Annotated in this window: 27 protein-coding genes; 1 reads left to right on the plus strand and 26 read right to left on the minus strand. The window is 57.3% G+C overall.

The annotated features are described in order from the left end of the window. Nucleotides 1-16: 16 nt before the first annotated feature. The 10 genes from NST29_RS11900 to NST29_RS11945 all read right to left on the minus strand — a co-directional run bounded on the left by NST29_RS11900 (nt 17) and on the right by NST29_RS11945 (nt 9,679). Nucleotides 17-250: an acyl carrier protein gene (locus tag NST29_RS11900; RefSeq protein ID WP_011230691.1), complete on the minus strand. Its 234-nt coding sequence runs from the start codon at nt 248-250 to the stop codon at nt 17-19. 181 nt (nt 251-431) lie between these two features. Beyond that, nucleotides 432-1,175: a 3-oxoacyl-[acyl-carrier-protein] reductase gene (gene fabG, locus NST29_RS11905; RefSeq protein WP_033022939.1), complete on the minus strand. Its 744-nt coding sequence runs from the start codon at nt 1,173-1,175 to the stop codon at nt 432-434. 2 nt (nt 1,176-1,177) lie between these two features. Further along, complete coding sequence (fabD, locus tag NST29_RS11910; protein WP_339232185.1) at nt 1,178-2,119, minus strand: ACP S-malonyltransferase; 942 nt, start codon at nt 2,117-2,119, stop codon at nt 1,178-1,180. A gap of 2 nt (nt 2,120-2,121) precedes the next feature. Next, on the minus strand, nt 2,122-3,123 hold the full coding sequence (gene plsX, locus NST29_RS11915) for a phosphate acyltransferase PlsX (RefSeq protein WP_033022933.1): 1,002 nt from the start codon (nt 3,121-3,123) through the stop codon (nt 2,122-2,124). Further along, nucleotides 3,107-3,703 (minus strand): transcription factor FapR, encoded by a 597-nt coding sequence (gene fapR / locus NST29_RS11920; RefSeq protein ID WP_033022932.1) that lies wholly within the window; start codon nt 3,701-3,703, stop codon nt 3,107-3,109. The genes plsX and fapR overlap by 17 nt, the downstream gene beginning before the upstream one ends. Nucleotides 3,704-3,822: 119 nt before the next feature. After that, complete coding sequence (recG, locus tag NST29_RS11925; protein WP_339232186.1) at nt 3,823-5,871, minus strand: ATP-dependent DNA helicase RecG; 2,049 nt, start codon at nt 5,869-5,871, stop codon at nt 3,823-3,825. After that, nucleotides 5,868-6,752 carry an L-serine ammonia-lyase, iron-sulfur-dependent, subunit alpha gene (gene sdaAA / locus NST29_RS11930; protein ID WP_033022926.1) on the minus strand — a complete coding sequence of 295 codons (885 nt, stop codon included), beginning with the start codon at nt 6,750-6,752 and terminating at the stop codon, nt 5,868-5,870. Before sdaAA ends, recG begins: the two co-directional genes overlap by 4 nt. Nucleotides 6,753-6,890: 138 nt before the next feature. Then, nucleotides 6,891-7,553 (minus strand): L-serine ammonia-lyase, iron-sulfur-dependent subunit beta, encoded by a 663-nt coding sequence (gene sdaAB / locus NST29_RS11935; protein WP_033022925.1) that lies wholly within the window; start codon nt 7,551-7,553, stop codon nt 6,891-6,893. Between the two features lie 68 nt (nt 7,554-7,621). Further along, nucleotides 7,622-9,289 (minus strand): DAK2 domain-containing protein, encoded by a 1,668-nt coding sequence (locus NST29_RS11940; protein WP_033022923.1) that lies wholly within the window; start codon nt 9,287-9,289, stop codon nt 7,622-7,624. A gap of 27 nt (nt 9,290-9,316) precedes the next feature. Then, on the minus strand, nt 9,317-9,679 hold the full coding sequence (locus NST29_RS11945; protein ID WP_033022916.1) for an Asp23/Gls24 family envelope stress response protein: 363 nt from the start codon (nt 9,677-9,679) through the stop codon (nt 9,317-9,319). 230 nt (nt 9,680-9,909) lie between these two features. On the opposite strand from NST29_RS11945, the gene rpmB reads away from it, so the two are divergent. Then, complete coding sequence (gene rpmB, locus NST29_RS11950) at nt 9,910-10,095, plus strand: 50S ribosomal protein L28 (protein ID WP_033022914.1); 186 nt, start codon at nt 9,910-9,912, stop codon at nt 10,093-10,095. Between the two features lie 38 nt (nt 10,096-10,133). On the opposite strand, the gene spoVM is transcribed toward rpmB, so the two are convergent. The 16 genes from spoVM to NST29_RS12030 all read right to left on the minus strand — a co-directional run bounded on the left by spoVM (nt 10,134) and on the right by NST29_RS12030 (nt 25,130). Next, a complete protein-coding gene (gene spoVM, locus NST29_RS11955) occupies nt 10,134-10,214 on the minus strand; it encodes a stage V sporulation protein SpoVM (protein ID WP_033011182.1) in 81 nt (26 codons plus the stop codon). Between the two features lie 79 nt (nt 10,215-10,293). Continuing rightward, nucleotides 10,294-10,944 carry a thiamine diphosphokinase gene (locus tag NST29_RS11960; RefSeq protein ID WP_033022913.1) on the minus strand — a complete coding sequence of 217 codons (651 nt, stop codon included), beginning with the start codon at nt 10,942-10,944 and terminating at the stop codon, nt 10,294-10,296. 334 nt (nt 10,945-11,278) lie between these two features. Then, a complete protein-coding gene (gene rpe, locus NST29_RS11965; protein WP_033022912.1) occupies nt 11,279-11,935 on the minus strand; it encodes a ribulose-phosphate 3-epimerase in 657 nt (218 codons plus the stop codon). Between the two features lie 3 nt (nt 11,936-11,938). Beyond that, nucleotides 11,939-12,820 carry a ribosome small subunit-dependent GTPase A gene (gene rsgA, locus NST29_RS11970; protein WP_033022911.1) on the minus strand — a complete coding sequence of 294 codons (882 nt, stop codon included), beginning with the start codon at nt 12,818-12,820 and terminating at the stop codon, nt 11,939-11,941. A gap of 4 nt (nt 12,821-12,824) precedes the next feature. Beyond that, on the minus strand, nt 12,825-14,801 hold the full coding sequence (gene pknB / locus NST29_RS11975) for a Stk1 family PASTA domain-containing Ser/Thr kinase (protein ID WP_339232995.1): 1,977 nt from the start codon (nt 14,799-14,801) through the stop codon (nt 12,825-12,827). A 5-nt stretch (nt 14,802-14,806) separates the two neighbouring features. Continuing rightward, nucleotides 14,807-15,556 (minus strand): Stp1/IreP family PP2C-type Ser/Thr phosphatase, encoded by a 750-nt coding sequence (locus tag NST29_RS11980; protein WP_033022905.1) that lies wholly within the window; start codon nt 15,554-15,556, stop codon nt 14,807-14,809. A 5-nt stretch (nt 15,557-15,561) separates the two neighbouring features. After that, nucleotides 15,562-16,662 carry a 23S rRNA (adenine(2503)-C(2))-methyltransferase RlmN gene (gene rlmN / locus NST29_RS11985; protein WP_033022904.1) on the minus strand — a complete coding sequence of 367 codons (1,101 nt, stop codon included), beginning with the start codon at nt 16,660-16,662 and terminating at the stop codon, nt 15,562-15,564. A 3-nt stretch (nt 16,663-16,665) separates the two neighbouring features. Beyond that, complete coding sequence (gene rsmB, locus NST29_RS11990) at nt 16,666-18,000, minus strand: 16S rRNA (cytosine(967)-C(5))-methyltransferase RsmB (protein ID WP_339232188.1); 1,335 nt, start codon at nt 17,998-18,000, stop codon at nt 16,666-16,668. Continuing rightward, a complete protein-coding gene (gene fmt / locus NST29_RS11995) occupies nt 17,987-18,946 on the minus strand; it encodes a methionyl-tRNA formyltransferase (RefSeq protein WP_033017967.1) in 960 nt (319 codons plus the stop codon). The genes rsmB and fmt overlap by 14 nt, the downstream gene beginning before the upstream one ends. A gap of 6 nt (nt 18,947-18,952) precedes the next feature. Next, a complete protein-coding gene (def, locus tag NST29_RS12000; protein ID WP_033017971.1) occupies nt 18,953-19,426 on the minus strand; it encodes a peptide deformylase in 474 nt (157 codons plus the stop codon). Nucleotides 19,427-19,443: 17 nt separating this feature from the next. Continuing rightward, nucleotides 19,444-21,849 (minus strand): primosomal protein N', encoded by a 2,406-nt coding sequence (gene priA / locus NST29_RS12005; RefSeq protein WP_033017965.1) that lies wholly within the window; start codon nt 21,847-21,849, stop codon nt 19,444-19,446. Continuing rightward, complete coding sequence (gene coaBC, locus NST29_RS12010) at nt 21,846-23,051, minus strand: bifunctional phosphopantothenoylcysteine decarboxylase/phosphopantothenate--cysteine ligase CoaBC (RefSeq protein WP_033017963.1); 1,206 nt, start codon at nt 23,049-23,051, stop codon at nt 21,846-21,848. The genes priA and coaBC overlap by 4 nt, the downstream gene beginning before the upstream one ends. A 49-nt stretch (nt 23,052-23,100) precedes the next feature. After that, the gene (gene rpoZ, locus NST29_RS12015; RefSeq protein WP_033017962.1) at nt 23,101-23,298 is read right to left on the minus strand and encodes a DNA-directed RNA polymerase subunit omega; all 198 of its coding nucleotides are present in this window, start codon (nt 23,296-23,298) and stop codon (nt 23,101-23,103) included. A gap of 2 nt (nt 23,299-23,300) precedes the next feature. Further along, nucleotides 23,301-23,918, minus strand: coding sequence for a guanylate kinase (gene gmk / locus NST29_RS12020; RefSeq protein WP_033017960.1), 618 nt, complete (start codon nt 23,916-23,918; stop codon nt 23,301-23,303). Continuing rightward, a complete protein-coding gene (locus NST29_RS12025) occupies nt 23,915-24,208 on the minus strand; it encodes a DUF370 domain-containing protein (RefSeq protein WP_033017959.1) in 294 nt (97 codons plus the stop codon). Before NST29_RS12025 ends, gmk begins: the two co-directional genes overlap by 4 nt. 46 nt (nt 24,209-24,254) lie before the next feature. Then, nucleotides 24,255-25,130 (minus strand): YicC/YloC family endoribonuclease, encoded by an 876-nt coding sequence (locus NST29_RS12030; protein ID WP_033017958.1) that lies wholly within the window; start codon nt 25,128-25,130, stop codon nt 24,255-24,257. Nucleotides 25,131-25,161 lie beyond the last annotated feature (31 nt).

A 25,161-nucleotide genomic window follows, 5' to 3' on the forward strand; every position in this document is an offset into this window, starting at 1 on the left:
TTTGCAAAAAGCAGCATTACAAACGGCTTTTTATGTAGTTCACAGCATCTCCGACTGTGACGATTTTTTCCGCTTCCTCATCGGAAATTTCCATGTTGAACTCGTCTTCTAGCTCCATGACCAATTCGACGATATCCAGCGAGTCGGCGCCCAAGTCATCTTTGAACGATGCCTCAAGCGTCACTTGCGATTCGTCCACGCCCAAGCGGTCGACAATAATTTTCGTTACCCGTTCGAGTACGTCTGCCATTCGCCTTCACCTCCCTTCATGATTATAGTCGATTGGCCGTAAAAATACTAGAGGGCTGATGGCGGAATGCGGCAGCCAAGCGCACCTTCCCCCATCCATGCCCGAACGCGGGCCCGCTGCGGCCGTTCGTTCCCGAGCGGACGGCCCGCGTTTTCCACCGGCTTTTTCCGGTCCGTGCCGATTACGGCATGACCATGCCGCCATCGACGTGAAGCGTCTGGCCGGTCATATAGCCGGCCGCATCCGAGGCGAGAAACGCGACAACGCGGGCGACGTCATCCGGCTCGCCAAAGCGGGCGAGCGGAATTTGGTTTCGCATGGTTTCTTTTTGCTCCGCGCTGAGCGCTTCCGTCATATCGGTCGTGATGAACCCCGGCGCAACGGCGTTGACCGTAATGTGGCGGCTGGCGAGTTCGCGCGCCGCCGTCTTCGTCAGCCCGATGACGCCGGCTTTGGCGGCAACGTAATTCGCCTGCCCCGGGTTGCCGATCACGCCGACGACCGACGCGATGTTGACGATCCGTCCGTAGCGCTGCTTCATCATCGGCCGCGCGACCGCCTTCGTACAAAGAAATACCCCTTTTAAGTTCGTGTTAATCACGGCATCCCATTCTTCTTCCTTCATCCGCATCAATAAGTTGTCGCGCGTAATGCCGGCGTTGTTCACCAAAATGTCGAGGCGGCCGAATGAGTCGAGCGCCGCTTTGACCATGCGTTCCACATCGGCGGCCGAAGCGACGTCCGCCTGCACGGCGAACGCCTCGCGGCCAAGTGAGCGAATCGTTTCGACCACTTCGTTCGCCTTTGCTTCACTGCCGGCATAGTTGACGATGACGTTCGCCCCTTGGCGGGCGAGCTCCAGCGCGACAGCTCGACCGATGCCGCGCGACGCTCCGGTGACGAGGGCGATTTTTCCTTCGAGCATCGTTATTCTCCTTTCAGCGCCGCAACAGCCGCTTCTAGGGAAGCGAGATCGTTCACCGCATAAACGCGGACGTTGCGGTCGATTTTTTTCACGAGGCCGGACAACACGTTCCCTGGGCCGATTTCCACAAACGTGTCGACCCCAAGCGCCAACAGCGTGCGCACCGACTGCTCCCAGCGCACCGGTGAATAGAGTTGGCGCACGAGCAGATCGGCGATGTCTTCTTTCTTCGTCACCGGCTCGGCCGTCACGTTGGCAATGACCGGAATGGCAGCGTCGCGAATGGTTAAGCCCGCCAAGACGGCGTTCAGCTGTTCGGCCGCCGGCTTCATGAGCACAGAATGGAACGGCCCGCTCACCTCAAGCGGAATGACGCGCTTGGCGCCGCGCTCTTTTGCCAGCTGCCCCGCTTTTTCCACCCCGGCTTTCGAACCGGAGATGACGATTTGCCCCGGGCAATTGAAGTTCGCCGGCGCGACCGGATCGCCTTGGGCGGTGATTTCGCTCGTCACCGCCTCGAGCGCCGCGGCATCCATTCCCAAAACGGCCGCCATCGTCCCTTCGCCGGCCGGCACCGCCTCATTCATCAATTCGCCGCGGCGGCGAACGGCATAGACCGCATCGGCGAATGACATCGCCTCGGCGGCAACGAGCGCCGTATATTCGCCCAAGCTATGTCCGGCGACATAATCGGCGCTCAGCCCGGCCGCTTTGACGAGTTCGAGCAAGGCGATGCTCGCGGTCAAAAGCGCCGGCTGGGCGTTGTACGTGAGCGTCAACTCCTCTTGCGGCCCGTTGAACATGAGCGCGGAAAGCGGAAATCCGAGCCGCTCGTCGGCCGCTTCAATGACCGCGCGGGCGCGGGCGTCATGGTCGGCGGCATCTTTTGCCATGCCGACGACCTGTGACCCTTGTCCAGGAAACAAAAAGGCGATCTTCCCCATCGTTATCCCTCCTTGATCAATGCAGCCCGCTCCAGCTCCGCTTTGATGGTGCCGATCACATCATGGGCCACCATGTCACGCGCTTGGCGGACCGCGTGGAAAATAGCGTTCGCATCGGACGAACCGTGCGCTTTAATGAGAGGGGCGTTCAGGCCAAACAGCGCTGCCCCGCCGTATTCGGAGTAGTCCATCATCTTTTTCAGCCCAGCAAGCTTCGGTTTGAGGGCGGCAGCGGCGAGCTTGGCCGCCACGCTGCTTGTCAGCGCCTGCTTGAGCAAGGAAAACAGCGCCATCGCCGTTCCTTCGATCGTTTTTAAAGCGACATTGCCGGAAAAACCGTCAGCGACGACGACATCAGCCGCCCCTTGCAGCAAATCGCGCGCTTCGACGTTGCCGATAAAATGAAGATCGGTTTCTTTCAGCAAAGCAAACGCCCGCTTCATCGTTTCATTCCCTTTTTGGTCTTCGGTGCCGACATTGAGCAAACCGATGCGCGGGTTCGCGATCCCGCGCACTTGCTTGGCGTACACATGCCCCATCAGCGCATATTGCTGCAAATGTTCCGGGCGGGCGTCCACGTTGGCGCCGACATCTAAAAAGACAAACCCTTTTCCGTCCACCGTCGGCAGCGTCGGCGCGAGCGCCGGTCGGTCGATGCCGGCCGCTCGCCCAACGACAAACAACCCGGCGGCCATGAGCGCCCCGGTGTTGCCGGCGGAAATGCCGGCGTCCGCGCGCCCTTCTTTCACTTCCTCGGCCATGCGCACAAGCGACGAACGTTTTTTGCGCCGCACCGCCCGCACCGGCTCATCGGCCGCCTCGATCACTTCATCGGTGTGAATGACCGCGATGCGCTCCTCGCTCGGCAAATGCGGGCGAATTTTCGCTTCATCGCCGATCAACGTGATGCGAATGTCGGGAAAGTGCGCGGCGGCCCTTGCCGCGCCAAGCACGATTTCATGCGGGGCGTGATCTCCCCCCATAGCATCAATCGCGATGTTCATTGCTGTCGCCATCCTTTTTTTCCATGTTTGAACGATACATTTCGAACGTTCCGGAAAACACGAGCTCTTGGCCGACATAGCTGTTTACGTCAACGACCGTGCGCCCGCTTTCCGTTTTTCCGGTCACTTTCGCCTTCGCTACGACCCGCTCGCCTTCTTTCACTTGCCGCACAAAGCGGATCGTCGCTTTTGCCGTCAGCGCCAATTCATCGTGGATGACGGCAACCGCGAGCGAATTCGCTTGAGCGAACAAATGGTGGCCGCGGGCGATGCGGGTGCGCCGAAACACGTGCTCCTCTTTGACATCAAAAATGGAAATCGCGCTCGCATCCGGTTCGATGTCAATGATGTCGCCGATCACTTCCTCAAGCGGCAGCGCCCGCACTTTATCAGCGAACGACTGGCGGGCGACGTGTTTAATCCGCTCGCGCAGCTCGGGAATCGAGAGCTCAAGCCGGTCAAGGCGGATCGTCTGCACGCTGACAGAAAACTTCTCCGCCAGCTCCTCATCGGTCACAAACGGATTTTCGCGGATCGTCTCCTGCAGCAGCCGTTGCCGTTCGCGTTTGCTTTTTCTCATCGCTCGTTACACCGCCCGGATTTATGACTAGGTACTAAAAGTAATATATAATATCAACAACCGGAATGCAAGCAAAAAAAGTGGACCGCGACGACACCGGCAGCTCCCGCTCCGTCGCCTCAGTCCCATTTTTCCCCGCCGAGCGCGCCGGACGCCTCCAATTCCGCTCGCAACCCCGCATACGCCTCGCCGCGCCAAAACGCCGGCGAGGCGATCAGTTTGGCGGCATCGCGGTGAGCGACTTCGAAAATGCGATAATCGTGCACCGGGTCGCCATAGCGGAATTCCGGCAGACCGCTTTGCTTCGTGCCGAACACATCGCCCGGCCCGCGCAGCTCCAAATCTTTTTCCGCGAGCACAAACCCGTCCGTCGTTTCCGTCATGATCCGCATCCGTTCTTTGCCGATTTCGGACTTCGGATCGGCGATTAAAATGCAGTACGACTGCGCGGCGCCGCGGCCGACCCGGCCGCGCAGCTGGTGAAGCTGGGCCAATCCGAACCGTTCGGCGTCATAAATGACCATCACCGTCGCGTTTGGCACATTGACTCCGACTTCCACCACCGTCGTGGAAACGAGCACATGAATGCGGTTTTCGCTGAACGCGCGCATGACCGCCTCTTTTTCTTCCGGAGACAGCCGGCCGTGCATGAGCCCGACTTCGTATTTTCCGCGATAGTAATGGACGAGCTGGCTGTGAACGTCGATGGCGTTTTGCACATCGAGTTTTTCTGATTCTTCGATGAGCGGGCAAATGACATACGCCTGATGGCCGCGGCGCAATTCTTTTTCGATAAAATCGAGCACGCGCGCGAACTGATGATGCTTCACCCAATACGTCTCGACTTTTTTGCGCCCGGCCGGCATTTCGTCCAGCACCGATACGTCCATATCGCCAAATACTGTCATCGCGAGCGTGCGCGGGATCGGCGTTGCCGTCATCATCAATACGTCCGGCGCATGTCCTTTTTCGCGCAAAATGCGGCGCTGTTCGACACCAAAACGGTGCTGCTCATCGGTAATGACAAGGCCGAGGCGGTGAAACTGCACCCCTTCTTGGATTAAGGCGTGCGTGCCCACGACAATGTCAATCGTCCCTTCCTCGAGTTCAGCTAGCACTTCCTTGCGCCGTTTTCCTTTCACAGAGCTGGTCAACAGCGCCAAGGTGACATCGGTGCCGGCAAACAGCTCCGCGAGCGAACGGGCATGCTGTTCGGCCAAAATTTCCGTCGGCACCATCAGCGCTCCTTGAAACCGCGATAAGGCAGCCGCATACAAGGCAACGGCGGCGACGACCGTCTTGCCTGACCCGACATCGCCCTGCAAAAGCCGATTCATTTGCCGCGGCGCCCGCATATCGACCAAAATTTCATCGATGACCCGCCGCTGGGCGTTCGTAAGGGAAAACGGCAATCCGGCAAGAAACGAGGCGAGCTGTTCTTCCGAATACGAATGGGCGACGCCGCGCCGTTCGTCGCGCATGATTTTCCTTAGCGCCTGCATTTTCAACTGGTACAGCAAAAACTCCTCGTAGGCAAGCCGCCGCCGCGCCTGGTGCAGCTCTTCGCGCGAACGGGGAAAATGAAGGGCGCGAAGAGCTTCCTGCTTGTCAACGAGACGGTAGGCGCGGCGCAGCGCGGGCGGCAGCAGTTCAGGAATGTGCGAACCGAATTGGTCAAACGCCGCTTTCATCAGCCGGCGCATCATTTTAACCGTCAGCGGACTGCGCACGGAATAAACCGGCTCGATGCCCGTCGTCTCGGGCGCCGGTCCGAACCGGAGTTCGTACGCATTGATCGTCTGCCGGTGCCGATCCCATTTTCCGATCACGGTCACCGTTTCGTTGAGGGTGATTTTTTCCTTCAAATACGGGCGGTTGAAGCAAACGACGGTGATCAAATAGCGGTCGGCCAGCAGCCGAAAGGAAAGGCGCGATTTCTTCTTCCCGTAATACGTCAACACAGGCGCGCTATGCACTTTTCCTTCTACCGTCACCTTTTCCTCGTGCCGGACGGCGGCCAAATCTTTTTGCTCGTAATCGTCATATCGATACGGGGCATAAGCGAGCAGCTCGCCGACGGTGCGAATGCCGATGTCGGCGAGCGCCGCTGCCGTTTCCTCGCCAATGCCTTTGACCGCCGTCACCGGCTGTTGCATTGCTTCGCTCACTTTGTCGCCGCGGAAGCGCCGAAAATACGGGCCGCGATCGCACGGCCGGTCGGCGTGGCGGCCAACCCCCCTTGCGCTGTCTCTTTGAGCGCCACCGGCATGGCCGCGCCAATCCGATACATCGCTTCGATCACTTCATCGCACGGAATGCGGCTTTTGATGCCGGCTAGCGCCATATCGGCGGCGATCATGGCATTCGCCGCCCCCATCGCGTTCCGCTTTACACACGGCACCTCGACAAGGCCGGCGACCGGATCGCAAACCAAGCCGAGCATGTTTTTCAGCGCGATCGCCATCGCTTCCGCCGCTTGGCTCGGCGTTCCACCAGCCAGCTCAACGAGCGCTGCAGCGGCCATGCCCGCCGCTGAGCCCACCTCCGCCTGACAGCCGCCCGCCGCGCCGGAAATCGAAGCGTTATTGGCGACAACATAGCCGAACGCTCCGGCCGTAAACAGAAACTCGATCATTTCTTTGCGCGTCGGCCGCAGTTTTTCTTTCACAGCAAACAGCGTTCCCGGGACGACGCCGGCCGCTCCCGCCGTCGGCGTGGCGCAAATGACGCCCATCGCCGCGTTCACTTCGTTCGTTGCCATGGCTTTGCTGACGGCGTCCAAAATCGTTTCTCCAGACAAAAACCGCCCGGCTTCAATATAGCGTTGCATTCGCACCGCATCAAAACCAGTCAATCCGGAGCGGGACGACACCCCCTGCAAACCTCTTTCCACGGCGCGCTCCATAACGGACAAATGATGGTCCATTTGCGCGATCACGTCTTCCCGGCTCCGCCCGCTCACCTCGATTTCGTGGCGGATCATTACCTCAGCGATTTTCGTCTGCTCATTTTCCGCCAGCGCCACCAATTCAGCGACATTGCGAAACATGGATTCCCACCTGCCCTTTCGCAGCTAATCTCTGTTGCCGTTTGGCTTCCCTGTCGATATGAAATCGGTTTCGTTTTCATTCGTTGCCGATGTTCGCCCCAAGCGAGCTTCAAGCATCAGCGTGAAATGGAGTGCGCTTCAATCGGCCAGCTTTGCCACCTGCAAAATGTTCGGCAGCTGCTCCAGCTCTTGAATGAGATCATCGGTCAGCGGCTGATCGACTTCGATGGCCATGAGCGCTTCCTTTCCTTTTTCTTTGCGCGACACTTCCATATGCCCGATGTTAATGGCATGCTTCGCGAGCACGGAAGCGACTGCGCCGATCGTCCCATACCGGTCATTGTGCATAATCAAAAGCGCCGGATGATGGCCGGATAGTTTCAAGGCAAACCCGTTCAGCTCGACGATCTCGATTTTTCCGCCGCCAATCGAAATGCCGACCAATTCAAGCTCTCCGCGGTCATCGCCGATACAGAGGCGCGCCGTATTCGGATGGTGCGGAATCGCCTCTTCGGCCGAAAACGAGACGTCCAAGCCCTCGGCGCGCGCGATGTCCAGCGCCGCCGGCAGCCGTTCATCGAACGTGTCAAACCCGAGCAAGCCGGCGACAATGGCAACATCAGTGCCATGCCCGCGGTACGTTTCGGCAAACGATCCGTAAAACGAAACGCGCGCCCAAGACGGTTTGCGGCCGAATAGCTTATAAGCGACCAAGCCGATGCGCACCGCGCCGGCCGTATGTGAACTCGACGGCCCGACCATCACCGGGCCAATGATGTCAAAGACGCTTTTATATTTCATCTCTGCCATTCCCCCATGAAACCGAAAAAATAGAAGGGAAAAAAGCTCCCTTCTATCATTCTAACATATTATTCAACGGAAATGATAAACGGATACAGCGGCTGCTTTCCGTTATGCACTTCCACCTCAACCCCATCGTGTTCGTTTTCCAAATAAGCGATGACGGTCTCCACTTCCACTTCGGTCGCATCTTCGCCGTACAAAATCGTGACGATTTCGCTTTCCTCATCGATGAGCGCGTCTAAGAGGCGCTCGGTCACGGCCAATTTGTCTTTGTCGGCGGCGATGATGCGGTCATCCCACAGCCCCATGTAGTCGCCTTTTTTAATCTGTATGCCGTCTATCGTCGTATCGCGGACGGAAAACGTGACTTGCCCGGTTTTCACCTTCGCGAGCGCAGCGGTCATCGCCCGCTCGTTTTGCTCGGCTGATTGTTCGGGATGAAACGCGAGCAGCGCCGCTATTCCTTGGGGAACGGTTTTCGCCGGGATGACGATCACCCGGTGCTCAGACAGCTCAGCGGCCTGTCTTGCCGCCATCACGATGTTTTTGTTGTTCGGCAGCACAAACACCGTTTCGGCGTTCGCGCGCCGGATGGCTTCGGCGATTTCTTCCGTGCTCGGATTCATCGTCTGGCCGCCTTCAATCACTTCATGTGCGCCGATGCTCTGAAACAGCTCGGCCACTCCTTCTCCCATCGCCACGGCCACGATGCCATACGGCTTCGCCTCCTTTGCTGGGCCGGAGAGCGCTTTCGCCTCCCGGCCGACGATGTCGGCGTGCTGCTCGCGCATGTTTTCAATCTTAATGCGAATCAAGCTCCCGTAGCGCTGACCGTACGTTAACACCTCGCCTGGCGTCTCCGAATGGATGTGCACTTTGACAAGCTCATCGTCAGCGACAACGAGCAGCGAGTCGCCAAACCGGCTCAGCTCGCGGCGAAACGTTTCTTCCGAGAACGGCTGCCGCGCCAGCTTGTCCTGTTCTAGCCGAATCATGAATTCCGTGCAATAGCCGAACTCGATCTCATCAGTGTGAATATGGCTTTGTGCGCTTTGATGATGCGCGATTTTCACCAAATCGTCCATCGACGCTTCGGCGCGCGCCGCCCGGATGGTTTCCCCCTTCAAGGCGGCGAGAAACCCTTCATAAATGTACACCAGCCCTTGGCCGCCGCTGTCGACGACGCCGACTTCCTTCAAAATCGGCAGCAGCTCCGGCGTGCGTTTCAACGCCGCTTTCGCCTCGGCGAGCGCCGCTTCCATCACCGCGGCGACGTCGCGCTCTTTTTTCGCCACATCGACCGCTTTGCGGGCGGCTTCTTTGGCAACGGTGAGGATCGTCCCCTCAACCGGCTTCATCACCGCCTTGTAGGCCGTGTCCACTCCGGCTTGCAAAGCGGCGGCAAATTCGAAGCTGTTCACTTGCTGCTTGCCTTCAACCGCCTTGGCAAACCCGCGGAACAGCTGCGACAAAATGACGCCGGAATTGCCGCGCGCCCCCATCAATAGCCCTTTTGCCAGCGCTGCGGCGACGTTGCCGATATGGTTGGAGACGTTCGCCTTTACTTCCTTCGCTCCGGACGTCATCGACAAGTTCATGTTTGTTCCTGTATCGCCATCTGGAACCGGAAAGACGTTCAGCGCATCGACCGCTTTGGCGTTGTTCGCCAAATGGGCGGCTCCTTGCTCTACCATATCGGCAAACCGTCTTCCGTCAAGCGTCTTCAATGTCACCGGCTAATTCCTCCTTATTACTGATAACTATGGATTCGCCACTCGAACCCCTTGAACATAAATATTGATCGACTGAACGGCCAAGCCAAGCGTTTGATCAAGCGTGTACTTGACTTTCGATTGCACGTTGTGGGCGACTTCAGAAATTTTCGTTCCGTAGCTGACGATGATGTGCATATCGATATGCACTTCGCCGTTTTCTTCGCGAACGATGACGCCTTTGGCGAAGTTTTCGCGGCGCAATATGTCCGAAAGCCCATCGCGGATTTGATGTTTCGACGCCATTCCTACAATGCCATAGCAATCGACGGCTGCCCCCCCCGCGATCATCGCCACCACTTCATTGGCGACTTCGATGCGCCCGTATTTCGTTTGCCATTCGATCGACATGCTCGTTCCCCCTTTGCGTATCTCGCACAGCTACCTTTATTGTACTATAACGCCCTCTGTTTTCAAAGCGCTTCCCGGCCGCCCACTAGTATTATTTAGCCGAAAACGAAATGTCATGTCAAGGACATTTTCTTGAAAGAGTACGGCCTCGTCTATTGCAATGTCAGCCATTGTGTGGTACATTATAAAAGTGTCTTTAGAGCGATGCAAAAGCAAGGAGGGAACAACCAATGGCGAAATGCTTTGTCACCGGCAAGAAAAAGTCGTTCGGCAACACGCGTTCGCACGCCATGAACGCCAGCCGCCGCACGTGGAAAGCCAACCTGCAAAAAGTGCGCATTCTCGTTGACGGCAAACCGAAACGCGTTTGGGTTTCGGCGCGCGCCTTGAAATCCGGAAAAGTGAAACGCGTTTAACTCCAACAAAAAAAGCACCAAAAAATGGTGCTTTTTTCTTATCCTTTTTTAAACGCGTTCAACACCGCCCGCACAATTCCGCCCAAAAACTTTGGCAGCTTGATCGTATAAAACTTCATCCCGATTCCCTCCTCACAAATCATCACGAACTTCCCACCATTCCCTTATCCAGTATATTCTCTGCCCACCCAATCGCAACTACAGGCAGCCGGAAAAATCGCTGCTCCTTATCATCATTAATATGCCTTCAGAAAATGAAAAAGTACCGGAAGATTGGATAAGTTCATTACTAATGCATAATGTCGAACCGCGGGAAATATGACTGTTGGTTAACGGATATTTAAATCCGGCGAGCGTAAGGCCGGCCACCGTCTCGGAAACCGGGATGTACGAGACGTAACGATGCCGCTCGTCCTTCAGCACGGTATGCGCACCGGGACGGTGAACGGTGATGACGTTTTGCCGGTCGATTAGCTCAATCGGCCGGCCAGCGTATTTGACGAGCAGCTCGACATTGCCGAACAAATGATCAAGCCGCCCGCCGGTCGCCCCGAACAGCCGAATGGGCCCGGCGGTTTGCTCGACCGCCCAATCGAGGGCGATCTCCATATCGGTTTTGTCTTTCTCCGCCGGCCAAATGTCCAGTTCCGGCAGCATCTCGCGCAACCGCACGAGCGCTTCGGACGACAGCGAATCAAAATCGCCAAACGCGCGCACCATTCGCAATCCGTGCTCGAGCAGCGTTTCTGCGCCACGGTCGACGCTGACCCATTGCACCTCCTTGCCATCATAAGCGCGCAAATCGGGAAGAAGTTCGCGCGGGCCGCCGCCGACAATATGAATCGGCATCATTCTCCCCTCCCTGAGCCAAACGAATTCTTGAAGGTTGGTGAAAAACGCTAATGGCGAACAAAATCGGATCGACCGTCATGGAAAACGAATTGTTGAAGGCTGGTGAAAAGCGGCTGTTGGCCTTGATCACCGATTGAAGGCGCGAGCATAGAGACTGATGCAACAAATTTTCTATTTGCGAAACGATTCCGAGAAGCGGCTGCGCGAGTCAATCCCTAGCCCCTTGGCCAGCCATCGCCAAGAGGGCCGGGAAAAACGGTGATGGTCGCCAAATCAAAACGATCGGACCAACGGTGATGGAAAAGAACACGTCGCTTCACGGCGCCATGTTTCATTTTGCACAGGCGGCGCGAATCGCGCCAATGGCGGCCGCCCGATCGGAAGCGTTGAAGATGGCCGACCCGGCGACGAGCACATTGGCTCCCGCCTCAACGCAAAGCGGCGCTGTTTCCGCGCGAATGCCGCCGTCCACTTCGATATCCACTGCCTTGTTTTGTTCCCGAGCCATGCGCGCAACATCGCGAATTTTCGACACGACCGTTGGAAGAAACGCCTGTCCGCCAAAGCCCGGATTGACGGTCATCAACAAGACGAGGTCGACCTCAGCGATCACATGGCGGATCATTTCGACCGGCGTATGCGGATTGATCACCACTCCGGCTTTGACCCCTTGCTCTTTGATCAATTGAATCGTCCGATGCAAATGCGGGCATGCCTCCACATGGACGGAAATGAGATCGGCGCCGGCGTCGGCGAACGCCGGAATATAGCGATCCGGTTCGGCAATCATCAAATGGACATCGAGCGGAAGCTTCGTCACGGGGCGAATGGCGGCCACAACCGGCGGACCGATCGTCAAGTTCGGCACAAAGTGTCCGTCCATCACGTCAACATGAATCCAGTCGGCCCCGCCTTCCTCCACGGAGCGGATTTCTTCCGCCAAGCGGGCAAAATCGGCCGACAAAATCGATGGGGCAATTCGGATCATCGTTCAATACCTCGGCTTTCGTTCTTTCATTTCTGAAATAAAACTTAAATAATGGTCATAGCGGTACGGGGCGATGTCGCCGGCTGCCGCCGCCTCGCGCACCGCGCACTTCGGCTCGGCGACATGGAGGCAGCCGCGGAACTTGCAGTCCGCACCGTACACCCGAAATTCCGGAAAATAGTGCGGCAACTCATCGAGCGTCAGATGATCAAATTCCAAGGCGCTAAACCCTGGCGTGTCAGCGACAAGCCCGCCGGCCACCTCAAGCAGCTCGACATGGCGGGTCGTATGCCGTCCGCGCCCCAAATGGGACGAGATATCGCCGGTTTTTAAACGCAAATCCGGACGAAGCGCGTTCAGCAGCGATGACTTGCCGACGCCAGACTGCCCGGCGACGACCGAGACGCGGCCGCGAAGGCGCGCCGCCAGTTCATCGAGACCGCCCTTGGTCACCGCCGACGTTTCGATCACCTCATAGCCAATGCAGCGATAGTCGCGCACGTAACGGGCGATCGTCTCTTTCGTCTCGCCATCGAGCAAGTCCGTTTTGCTAATGACAATGATCGGCGTAATGTTCTTTGATTCAACGAGGACGAGAAAGCGGTCGAGCAGCTTCGCGCTGAAATCCGGTTGAACAGCAGAAAAGACCAAAATCGCTTGCTCGACGTTGGCGATCGGCGGCCGCACAAGCTCATTTTGCCGCTCGGCAATCTCCAAAATATAGCCTTCCGTTTCACTCGTTGCCTGAAAGATGACGCGGTCGCCGACAAGCGGCGTCACCTTTTGTTTGCGAAACACGCCGCGCCCCCGACATTGAAAGACGCGGCCTTCAGACAAAACGTAGTAAAATCCGCTTAATGCTTTCATGATTTGTCCTTCCGCCATAGCCTCACCTCTTTTTCTCATCGCCTTCTGGATAAGGAATCGATCCTTCCTCCTTCACCACCTGATTGACAATCACGCGATAGTAAGCCGCCTCGCCATAAGGAATGTGAAACTCCACCGTCTCCGTCACCGGTTTGGTCAATCGGTACGTTTTGTATGGCGTTGTCATATTATGGTTGGCATCTTGAATGTAGAGTTGCGCTTCCACCGTTTGCCCTTCTGCTGTCGGTTCGTACGGGATGGTAAGCTCTTTGATCACCGTTTTCGTCGGTTTTGGTTCCGGGCCGCGGGAAATGACGACCGTGACGGTGTCGCCTTTTTCCAACCGCTCTCCCGCCGCTGGGGTTTGCGATATAACGAGCCCCTCGGGCACCTCATCGGAATGCTCATACTTGATTTCGATGCGCAGCCCTTGGTCTTGGCCGTAATCGCGCACACTCTTTTCCGTATAGCCGGTCAAATCTTTGAGCGCCACTTTTTCCGGTCCGAGGCTGACGGTAAACATCACTTCGGTTTCATCCGGTACGACTTTGTCCCCGGCGTACGGGTATTGATCCAAAATCGTTCCTTCCGGCTTGTCGCTGTAGCGGCCGTTGCGCGTGATGCGAGAGAACCCTTCGGCGCGCAGCTCGGCCTCGGCCGCAGCGATGTCATCCCCAATAAAACTCGGAAATTCGATTTTCTTTTTTCCGGAGCTTTTATAAATGGTGACACCCGCCCCTTGTTTGACGGTCATACCGGCCTCCGGGCTCGTGCGCACCACTTTCCCTTCTTCGATCGTGTCGCTTTCGACATCAATCGTATCTTTGATCTCGAGGCCGAGCGCCGACAGCCGCTCAACCGCTTCATCATAATCTTTGTTGACGACGTTCGGCATCGTCACTTCTTTTGGAAAAACGAGGTCTGGAATCCACGTGAGCGCGCTCACAGCAGCGGCGCCAAGCAACAAAAGAATCGCCGCCAGCCAAGCGGCCCACTTCCACTTCCGTTTTCTGTTCGGCTTTGGCTGCTCGTCTTGTTGGGCCGATTCCGGCGCGGTTTTCTCAGCAGCAAACGTCTCCTGCGCGGACGCGGCGCTCTCTTTATCCTTAATAATCGGAACGGCTTTGGTCGCTTCCTCGCCGTCGTCGGGAATCGTAAATTTCGCCTCATTGCGCCGGCTTGGGTCGAGCGCCGTTCGGATATCTTCATTCATTTCCCGCGCCGATGGATAGCGATAAAACGGATCTTTGGCCATCGCTTTTAAAACGATATTCTCGACGCTTTGGGGAATCTCCGGATTCCACGCCCGCGGCGACGGCGTTTCTGCCTGCAAGTGCTTCAGCACGATGGACACGGCCGATTCGCCGGAAAACGGGAGCCGTCCGGTGAGAAGCTCAAACATGACGACCCCGAGCGAATAAATGTCCGACTTTTCCGTGGCGATGCCGCCGCGCGCCTGCTCCGGCGACAAATAATGGACCGAACCGAGCACGGAGTTCGTCTGTGTAATCGTTGTTCCGCTCATGGCCACAGCGATGCCAAAGTCCGTCACTTTCACACGGCCGTGCTCGTCAAGCAAAATGTTTTGCGGCTTAATATCGCGGTGAATGATGCCGTTCTCATGCGCGTGGGCGATCGCCGAGGTCAGCTGATCCATGATGCTAAGCGCCTGTTCGACCGGAAGCGGAGCGTGCTGCTGAATGTATTGCTTGAGCGTCGAGCCCTGCACATATTCCATGACGATATAATAGACGCCTTCTTCTTCGCCGACGTCATAAATGGAGACGATATGCTCATGGTTCAAGCTCGTCGCCGCCTGCGCTTCGCGGCGAAACCACTTGATAAACCGGTCATCGTTGGCAAAATCAAGCCGGAGCACTTTGACGGCGACATCGCGCTCCAAAATGATGTCGCGCGCTAAATACACGTTAGCCATTCCGCCGCCGCCGATGAGGCTGATAATTTTATAGCGGTCATTCAGTCGTTTTCCAATGAGCACCATGATCACCCGCCTTCACGTTCCGCTGAAAAATCGATGACCGCCAGCGAAATGTTGTCTTCCCCGCCCCGCTCATTGGCTAGGTGGATGAGCGCCTCCGCTTTTTCCTCGAGCGTGCGGCCGCTTGTCAACGTATGGAGTAGGTCGGCTTCGGTCACTTTGTTGGACAAACCGTCCGAGCACAAAAGGAGCAAATCCCCCTCATCGATGGAAATCGTTTTGACGTCCAGCTTCACCATCGGCTCAGTGCCAAGCGCCCGCAAGAGCACGTTTTTGCGCGGATGATGCTCGGCGTCTTCCTTGGAAATTTGCCCGCTTTTGACAAGCTCGTTGACAAGGGAATGGTCATCCGTCAGCTGCTGAATTCCGCTTTGATTCAACAAATAGCAACGGCTGTCGCCGATATGGGCGATCGTGACAAACGCGTCGGCGCAAATCGCGCCGACGATCGTCGTCCCCATGCCTTGACATTCCGGATGCGAAAGCGCATGCCGAAACAGCTGGGCGTTGGCCGCCTCAATCTGCGTCTTGAGCCATTGCTCGGCCTCGGTCGGTGACGAAAGGCCGGGCGCTTCCTCCCACTGCGCCTGCAAATACGCCACCGCCATCGAGCTGGCCACATCGCCGGCTCGGTGGCCGCCCATCCCGTCGGCAACGACCGCTAAATATTGGCCGCTTTGATTGACAAACACACCGCCGCTGTCTTCGTTATGTTCGCGAATTTGCCCGATATCGGTTCGGAAAACGGCTCGCATCCGATTCACCTCGTCTCTTCTTTTCGCTCCTTCGCGCGAAGCTGTCCGCAGGCGGCATCGATGTCATGTCCGTGTTCGCGACGAATGGTCACGTTAATTCCATGTTTTTTCAACGCCCGTTCAAAGGCGAAAATTTGACTGCGCGGCGTGCGCACATAGTTGCGCTCCGGCACGTAGTTGACCGGAATTAAGTTCACATGGCATTTCAGCCCTTTGATCAGCTCGGCCAGCTGCTCCGCATGCTCAAGCTGGTCGTTCACCCCACCGAACAATCCGTACTCAAACGTCACGCGCCGGCCGGTTTTTTCAATGTAATACCGAATGGCCTCCATCAGCTTCGGCAACGGATACGCCTTATTGATCGGCATAAGCTTCGTCCGCAGCTCAGTCGTCGGCGCGTGCAGCGAGACGGCGAAATTCACTTGCATCCCTTCATCGGCAAATTGGTAAATTTTCGGGATGATGCCGCTCGTGGAGACAGTAATATGACGAGCGCCGATGTTCAGCCCTTTCGGATGATTGACAATGCGCAAAAACGTCATCAGCGCGTCATAGTTGTCAAACGGCTCGCCGATGCCCATCACGACGATGCTGCTGACGCGCTCGCCTGTTTCATCGAGCGCCTTTTGCACTTGCACGACTTGGGCGACGATTTCGCCCGCCTCTAAATGGCGTTTCAGTCCGCCAAGCGTCGAGGCGCAAAACGTACAGCCGATGCGGCACCCGACTTGCGTCGTCACGCACACGGAATTCCCGTAGTTATGGCGCATGAGCACCGTCTCGATCGAATAGCCGTCATGCAGTTCAAACAAAAATTTGATCGTCCCATCTTTTGATGTCTGCTTCACAATCGTTTTCAATGTGGTGATGGAAAACGACGCGGCGAGCTGTTCGCGCAGCCGTTTGGGCAAGTTCGTCATCTCCGCAAAGTCGGTGACGCGCTTTTCGTACAGCCATTCGTAAATTTGTGTGGCACGAAACGGCTTTTCGCCGTGAGAGACAAGCCATTCTTTCAGTTCGTCAAGCGTCAGTGAATAAATCGACGGCAGCTGCGGCAACTGCTCTTCGCCGGTGGGCCGGCGGGCAGCTGGATGAACAATTTCCATTTTTTACACCTTCTTTCGTAACCGGGCGATAAAAAACCCGTCAGAATCAAAATGATGCGGCAGCAACTGAAGCATGCCGCCTTTCCCATGCGGCCGCACCGGTTCGGGCAGCCGTTCGAGGAGGCCAGCATCAAGGAAAAAGTCCGGATGGTCGGCCAAAAAACGGGTGATCGCGTCTTCGTTTTCCTCGCGCTCGACCGTGCATGTGCTGTAGACAAGCGCGCCCCCTTTTTTCAACAGCGGAGCGGCGGCCCGCAAAATGGCTTGCTGAATGTCGACAAGCGCCGCGACATCGTCTTTCCCTTTCGTATACTTGATTTCCGGCTTGCGGCGGATGACGCCGAATCCGGTGCACGGCGCATCGACTAAAATGCGGTCAAACGACTCGGGAGCGAACCGCTCGCCGAGCCGACGGCTGTCAAGAGCGAGCGCCGTGATATTGTCAAGGCCGAGCCGTTGCGCCTGCTGCTCAATGAGCTTCACTTTATGCTCGTGAATGTCGACGGCGACCACTTCGCCGCGGCCGTCCATCCGTTCGGCGATATGGGTCGTTTTCCCGCCCGGCGCCGCGCAGCAGTCGAGCACTCGCTCGCCGGGGGACGGATCGAGCGCTCGGGCGACAAGCATCGAGCTTTCATCTTGAATCGTCAGCCAGCCGGCGCGAAACGCCTCCGTATGGGCTAAATTCCCTTTTTCCGCGCGAATGGCTTCCGGGGCGAGTTGACCTTGAACGGCCTTCACTCCTTCGCTGTCAAGCCGCTCAAGCGCCTCCTCTACCGTTGCCTTCAACCGGTTGACGCGGGCGGTCGATTGCGGCGGGCGCAAATTCGTCTCGCACATGCGCGCCGCCTCATCAAAGCCGTATTGTTCGATCCAGCGCCGGACGAGCCACTCCGGATGGCTCGTCGCGACGGCGAGCCGCTTTCCGGGATCGTGAATCGCATCAAGCGACGGCAGCCCCTCGCGGCCGATGGCGCGCAAAACGCCGTTCACGAGCGAAGCGATGCCGCGATGGCCGCGCCGCTTGGCGATTTCCACCGCTTCAAAAATGGCGGCGCGATCCGGAACGCGGTCCAAATAGACCATTTGGTACAAGGTCAGGCGAAGAAGCACCCGCACCCATGGCTCAAGACGGCGCGCCTTGCGCAAAAACGGCGTCAAATAATAGTCGAGCGTATCGCGCCGCTGCACCGTGCCGTACACGATTTCCGTCAGCAGCGCCGCATCGCGCCCGTCAAGACGCCCTTTCCGGATGGCGTCATTCAGCTGCAAATGGCTGTAGGCTCCGTTTTGTTCGATAGCTAACAGCGTCGTTAAAGCGAGTTCACGTACGTTCATTGTCCTCTCCTAGCTTCATGCCGACCGCCAGCCGGCTGCCGGCGCCGCGCAAAAACTCGCCGGCGGCCATCCGCTTTTTGCCGGCCGGCTGCAATTCAGTAATTTTAATGGCCGTCTCATTGCCGGTCGCAACGACGATGCCATCGTCCTCCAGCGCCACCATCGTCCCCGGCGGCGCTAGGCTTGGCGCCGGCACTTTTTCCCCCCACCAAATTTTCCAGACGTTCCCGCCGTAGGTCGTATACGTGACCGGCCACGGGCAGAAGGCGCGGATATGGTTGTAAATGGCCTCGCCCGGCTGCGTCCAGTCAATCCGCTCTTGTTCGCGCCGGATATTCGGGGCATAGGTCGCCTTCTCTTCGTCTTGCGGAACGGGCGTGACGGCACCTTCGAGCAAAAGCGGGAGCGTTTCTGATAATAGTTTCGCCCCGGCGGCGCTCAATTTATCATGAAGCGTGCCGACAGTATCGGTTTCTGCAATCGGCACCTCGACTTGCGCCAGCATGTCGCCGGCATCGAGCCGCTCGACCATGTACATGATCGTAACGCCCGTTTTCGTTTTTCCTTGCCAAATGGCGTAATGGATCGGCGCTCCCCCGCGCAGCTCAGGAAGAAGCGAGGCGTGAACGTTGATGCAGCCGTATTTGGGCGCATCGAGCAGCGCTTTCGGCAAAATTTGCCCAAACGCCGCTGTCACGATCAAGTCAGGCGCGAACGCCAGCACTTGTTCGTATTGTTCCGGGTCGCGAACTTTCGTCGGCTGCAACACCGGAATACCGTGCTTCTCTGCTTCCACCTTGACCGGCGGCGGAACGAGCTCGCGCTTTCGCCCTTTCGGCTTGTCCGGCTGGGTGACAACGGCTGCCACCCGATACCCGTCATCAAGCAGCTGCCGCAAAATCGGCACGGCAAAGTCAGGCGTTCCCATAAAGACAATGTTCGTCATTGGCATCTATCCTTCCAATTCTTCAAGATCGCAGTAACGGATCACTTTTGAGGTAAACAGCACGCCGTGCAAATGGTCGATTTCATGCTGAAGCGCGCGGGCCAAAAAGCCGGTCGCAGAGATAGTAAACAGGCGACCGCGCCGGTTTTGCGCCCGCACGTTCACGTACTCGGCGCGCGGCACTTCGCCAAACAGCCCTGGAAAGCTCAAGCAGCCTTCAACATCCACTTGTTCGCCGCGCGCCTCGACAATGACCGGATTGATGAGCTCAATCCGGCCGTGCTCATCGCCGACATCGACGACAGCCACCCGTTTGGCGATGCCGACTTGCGGAGCGGCGAGCCCGACTCCATCAGCAGCCAGCATCGTTTCATACATATCGTCAAGCAGCCGGCCGAGCTGGCGATCAAAGGCGGTCACCGGCGCGCACGGCTGTTCTAAAATCGGATTCGGATACGTCACAATCGGCAAAATCGACAACGCCATTCCTCCATTGTTCACATCATCATGTAAGGGTTCATATCGACGGTGATGGTGACGCCGCCATGGGCGGCATCCGTCTGATAACGGTCGATCACCGCTTTGAGCGCAGCTGACAAATTCGGTTCCCGCTTGTATTTTATCATGCATTGGTAGCGATATCGATCGTGAAGGCGGGCGAGCGGCGAAGCGACCGGTCCGAGAATGATCGCTTCGTTCGACAGCTGCTTGCGCAAATAGCCGGCGATTTTCTCCGCCGCTTTGGCCGCGGCCGGCGCTTCTTGATGAGCGGCCGTGATGAGCGTCAAATAGTAATAAGGCGGATAGCCGTGGGCTTTGCGCAGCGCCATCTCGCGCCGATAAAACGAACGGTAGTCATGGCGGGCGGCCAATTGAATGCTGTAGTGATCCGGCGTGTACGTTTGAATCACGACTTGGCCGGGCAGCTCGTGCCGTCCGGCGCGCCCGCTCACTTGCGTCAGCAGCTGGAACGTTTTCTCAGCAGCCCGGAAATCGGGCAGATGAAGCATCGTATCGGCGGCGAGCACGCCAACGAGCGTCACGTCAGGAAAATCAAGCCCTTTGGCGATCATTTGCGTGCCGAGCAAAATATCGGCTTCTTTCGCGGCAAAGCGGGACAACAGCTCCTCATGCGCCCCTTTCCGCCCGGTCGTATCGACGTCCATCCGGATGACGCGCGCCTTTGGCAGCAACTTTGCCAACTCTTCTTCCACCTTTTGCGTGCCGGTGCCGAAAAAGCGGAGATGCTCCCCTCCGCACGACGGACAGCGAGGGACAAGCGGCTCTTCATGGCCGCAATAATGGCATTTCATCCGCTCTCCGGCGCGATGATACGTCAGCGAAATGTCGCAATGCGGACAACGGACGACATAGCCGCAGCTGCGGCACATGACAAACGTCGAATAGCCGCGCCGGTTTAAAAACAGTACCGCCTGCTCCCCACGATCCAGCCGAAGGCGCAACTCATCAAGCAATCGCCGCGAAAACATCGAGCGATTGCCGCTGCGCAGCTCCTCGCGCATATCGACCACATGAACGTCCGGCAAGGCGCGGTCGGCCACCCGCTCCGGCAGTTCGAGCAGCTCATACACCCCTTTGGCGGCGCGAGCGAACGTCTCGAGCGACGGGGTGGCGCTGCCGAGCACGACCGGACAGCCGTGGCGACGAGCGCGGTAAATGGCGACATCGCGGGCATGGTAGCGCGGCATCTCCTCTTGCTTATAGCTCGTCTCATGCTCCTCATCGATAATGATCATCCCTAAGTTTTCAAACGGGGCGAACACCGCCGAGCGCGCGCCGACGACAAGCTGCACCTCTTTGCGATGAATTTTCCGCCATTCGTCATATTTTTCGCCGACCGACAGCCCGCTGTGAAGCACCGCTACTTTCGGGCCAAACCGGCTTTTGAAGCGCTCAACCATTTGCGGCGTCAGCGAAATTTCCGGCACGAGCACGATCGCCTCTTTTCCTTGGCGCAACACTTCTTCGATCGCCTGCATATACACTTCCGTCTTTCCGCTGCCGGTGACGCCGTAAAGCAAAAACGTGCGATGTTCCCCGGCGCGCACTGAAGCGGTGATCTTCGCCAACGCTTGCGCCTGCGCCGGGGTGAGCGCCAGCGGCTCGCTCGGCTGAAACGTGCGATGCGCATAGGGATCGCGATACACTTCGACATCGCGAACAACAACCAATCCTTTCTCCACAAGCGCCTTCAGCGGGGCAGAGGAAATGCCGAGTGTTGCTTGCAGTTTGGCAATGGGGACCGCTTCCCCCCGCTTGAGCAAAAACGACACCGCTTCCTTTTGCCGCGCCGGCAGCGAATGAAGCGCCTGTTCCGCCTGTTCGGCCGAAACGGCAAGAGCGGCGGACTTCACCATTTTCTTCCCCGCTTTGTCTTTCACGTTATAAACGGCTTCGAGCACGCCTTGCTGCACCGCTTTTTGCGCCGCGCGCCATAAACCGGCGGCCTCAACCTCGTTCCACGCCACTTCCGTCCGTCCGGCAAACAGCGACTTCAACTCATCGGGAAGCTCGCCCCGTCTTTCCTCTTCTGCCAAACGGAGCACCTTCTCATATTTCGCTCGCATCGCCGCCGGCAGCATCGCCTGATAGGCGGAGATGGCAAAACAAAGCGTCGTTTCCGTCAAATGGCGGCCAAGATCAAGCAGCTCGCCGTTTAACACCGGCACGACATCAAGCACCTCTTCAATCGCCTTCAATGACTCGATCTCAGAATGATCTTTTACGTCCACAACAAATCCTTGCAACCGCCGCGCCCCAAACGGCACCGTCACCCGCATGCCCGGCTGAATCACGCCGCGCCAGCGTTCAGGAATCAAGTAGTCAAACGGACGGTCCGTCTGCCGTGTCGGAACGTCGACAATGACCGCTGCCACTTTCATTGAATCCCCTCGATATAGGCATGAATTTCTTTTAAAATTTCCACCGCCGCCTCGCGCTTGGACAGTAGAGGCAATCGGCGGACGGCGCCGTCACGGCGGAAAATGGTGACGATGTTCGTATCGCCGGCAAACCCCGCTCCCTCTTCGGTGACATCGTTGGCGACGACCAAGTCAAGCCGCTTTTCTTCCAGCTTTTTTCGCGCGTACTGTTCAAGATGGTCCGTCTCGGCGGCGAAACCGACTAAAATCTGGCTTGTTTTTCGCTCACCAAGCGCTTTCAAGATGTCCACGGTCCGCTCCATCTCGACCACATAGTCCCCTGGCTGCTTTTTGATTTTAGAGGCCGCCACATATTTGGGCCGATAATCGGCGACCGCCGCCGCTTTGATCACAATGTCCGTATCGGCAAAGCGGGATGACACGGCTTCATACATTTCTTCCGCCGATTCGACCATCACCGTCTCGACGCCATCCGGCGCAGAAAGCGCCGTCGGACCTGAAACAAGCGTCACCGAGGCGCCAAAGCGAGCCGCCGCTTCAGCGATGGCATAGCCCATTTTGCCGCTCGAATAATTGGAAAAATAGCGGACCGGATCAAGCCGCTCCCTTGTCGGCCCAGCGGTGACAAGGATGCGTCGACCGCGAAACAGCGGCGGATCATCAGCGAAAAACCGCTCGATATGGGCGATGATTTTCTCCGGCTCCTCCAGCCGCCCTTTGCCGATATAGCCGCACGCCAAATAGCCTTCCGACGGCTCGATAAACCGGTAGCCGAATTGGTAGAGCCGCTCGATGTTGGCTTGGACGGCCGGATGCTCGTACATATGGACGTTCATCGCCGGAGCGATCCAGACGGGCGCTTTCGTCGCCAAAATCGTCGTCGTCACCATATTGTCAGCGAGGCCGGCAGCCAGCTTGGCGATCGTATTGGCCGTCGCCGGGGCGATGAGAACGAGGTCGGCCCAATCGGCCAAATCGATATGAGCGATAACGGCCGGATTGTTTTCCGTGAACGTGTCGACATACACTTCTTGACGCGACAATGCTTGAAACGTCAGCGGCGTAATGAACTGGCACGCCCCTTCGGTCATGATCACTTTCACTTCGGCGCCGCGCTGGGTGAGCTGGCTGGTGAGCACCGCCGCCTTATAGGCCGCGACCCCTCCGGTGACGCATAACAAAATATGTTTTCCCCTAATCATCTCGGCCACCTCTCCATCTTAAAAAAATAACAACCTAACAGCTAGGTTGTTATTTTTCTTCCACTAATTCGACCTTGTCGCTGGCGATCTCCTCAAGCGCTTGGCCGACGAATTTTTTCGACACCGGCTTTTTCACCGTCAGCTCCGCGCCGTCTTGAAGCTCGCGCGCCCGCTTGGCCACCACGGTGACGAGCTTATACTTTGAATCGACTTTTTGCATCAGCAAATCGATGGAAGGGTACAACATCGTCATTCCACCTCCAACATTCGTTTATAGCGTTTGGCGACGCGCTCCCGCCGACAATGCTCGGCGATGACGATCGCCTTGATCCGGTCGCAGGCGAGCTCCACTTCATCGTTCTCCACGACGTAGTCATACTCGTCCATCATTTCTAGCTCCTCCCTCGCCGCCCGCAGCCGGTTTTCAATAAGCTCTTTCGATTCGGTGCCGCGCCCGACGATCCGCTTCTCAAGCTCCTTGAGGCTTGGCGGCGCGAGGAAAATGAAGAGCGCTTCCGGAAACGCCCGCCGCACTTTCATCGCCCCTTGCACTTCGATCTCCAAAAACACGTCTTTCCCTTCGGCGAGCGTTTTCTCCACGTAGTCGATCGGCGTGCCATAGTAGTTGCCGACGTATTCCGCCCACTCGAGCAGCTTGTTTTCGCGGATCATTTGTTCAAACTGCTCGCGCGTGCGGAAGAAGTAATCGACGCCTTCCACTTCGCCTTCGCGCGGCTTACGCGTCGTGACCGACACCGAATAATGAAGATTGATGTCCGGCCGCGAAAACAGCGCTTTGCGCACCGTTCCTTTGCCGACGCCGGACGGCCCTGACATGACGATCAATAGTCCCCGTTCGTTTTTCAACGTCCCAAACCCTGCCCTTCCTCGGAAAAATCATCGCTTCCGTATAAACGATTCGCCACCGTTTCCGGCTGCACGGACGACAAAATGACGTGATCGCTGTCCATGATGATGACGGCGCGCGTCCTCCGCCCGTGCGTTGCGTCAACGAGCTTGCCGTTTTCCCGCGCATCCTGAATGATCCGCTTAATCGGCGCCGAATCGGGGCTGACAATCGTAATGATGCGGGCGGCTGACACCATATTTCCGTACCCGATGTTGATGAATTTCACCATGACACGCCCACCTGCCATATTCGATATTGTTGCCGCCGGCAAGCTGTTTTAAACCGTTATTCGACTATTCGACGTTTTGCACCTGTTCTTTCATCTTCTCGATCGCGCTTTTCATCTCCACGACTTGCGCGGCAATGAAGCTGTCGTTCGCCTTGGCGCCGATCGTGTTCACTTCCCGGTTCAGCTCCTGCACCAAAAAATCGAGCTTCCGCCCAACCGGTTCGTCCATTTCTAAGGCGTCCGCCATTTGCGCCAAATGGCTGCGAATGCGTTTCAACTCCTCATGAATGTCCGCCTTTTCGGCAAACACCGCCACTTCGGCGAGCAAGCGCGCTTCATCGATCGGAGCGGGCACCCATTCGCGCAGGCGGCGCTCAAGCCGCTCACGGTATTGTTCCATGACAAGCGGCACCCGCTGTTCAATGGCGACAACGCTCGCTTCAATTTCTCGGAAACGCTCCCGCAAATCGGCAGCGAGCGCCTCCCCTTCGCGCCGACGCATAGCGGCAAGCGCCTTGGCCGCCTCATCGACCGCTGCCAACAGCAGCGGCTCAACCTCTTCATTGCCGCTTTCCTCTTCAATCACTTCCACGACTCCGTCCAACCGAAACAGATCGGCTGCCGTCACGCCGCCGTCTAGAGCGAACCGCCTTGCTGCCTCTTCGCAGCCGGCGCGATACTGCGAAAGCAGCTCCCAATCGATATGTATGCGCCGCTTGACCAGCCCGTCGCCGGCGATCGTGACGAACACTTCCACTTTTCCGCGCCGCACGTACGATGAAATTGCTTTTTTTATTTTATCCTCAAACACGAGCCATTGTCTAGGGAGGCGGATGGAAATTTCGCAAAACCGATGGTTGACGGATTTCATTTCCACCGCCACCGTCAAACGGTCTGTTTTTTTCGTGCTCGCGCCAAAGCCAGTCATGCTGTAAACCATGCCATCACATCCGTTGCTGTCATGATGAAAA

The organism is Geobacillus sp. FSL W8-0026, from assembly GCF_037966255.1.
GTDB classification, from domain to species: Bacteria; Bacillota; Bacilli; order Bacillales; family Anoxybacillaceae; genus Geobacillus; species Geobacillus icigianus.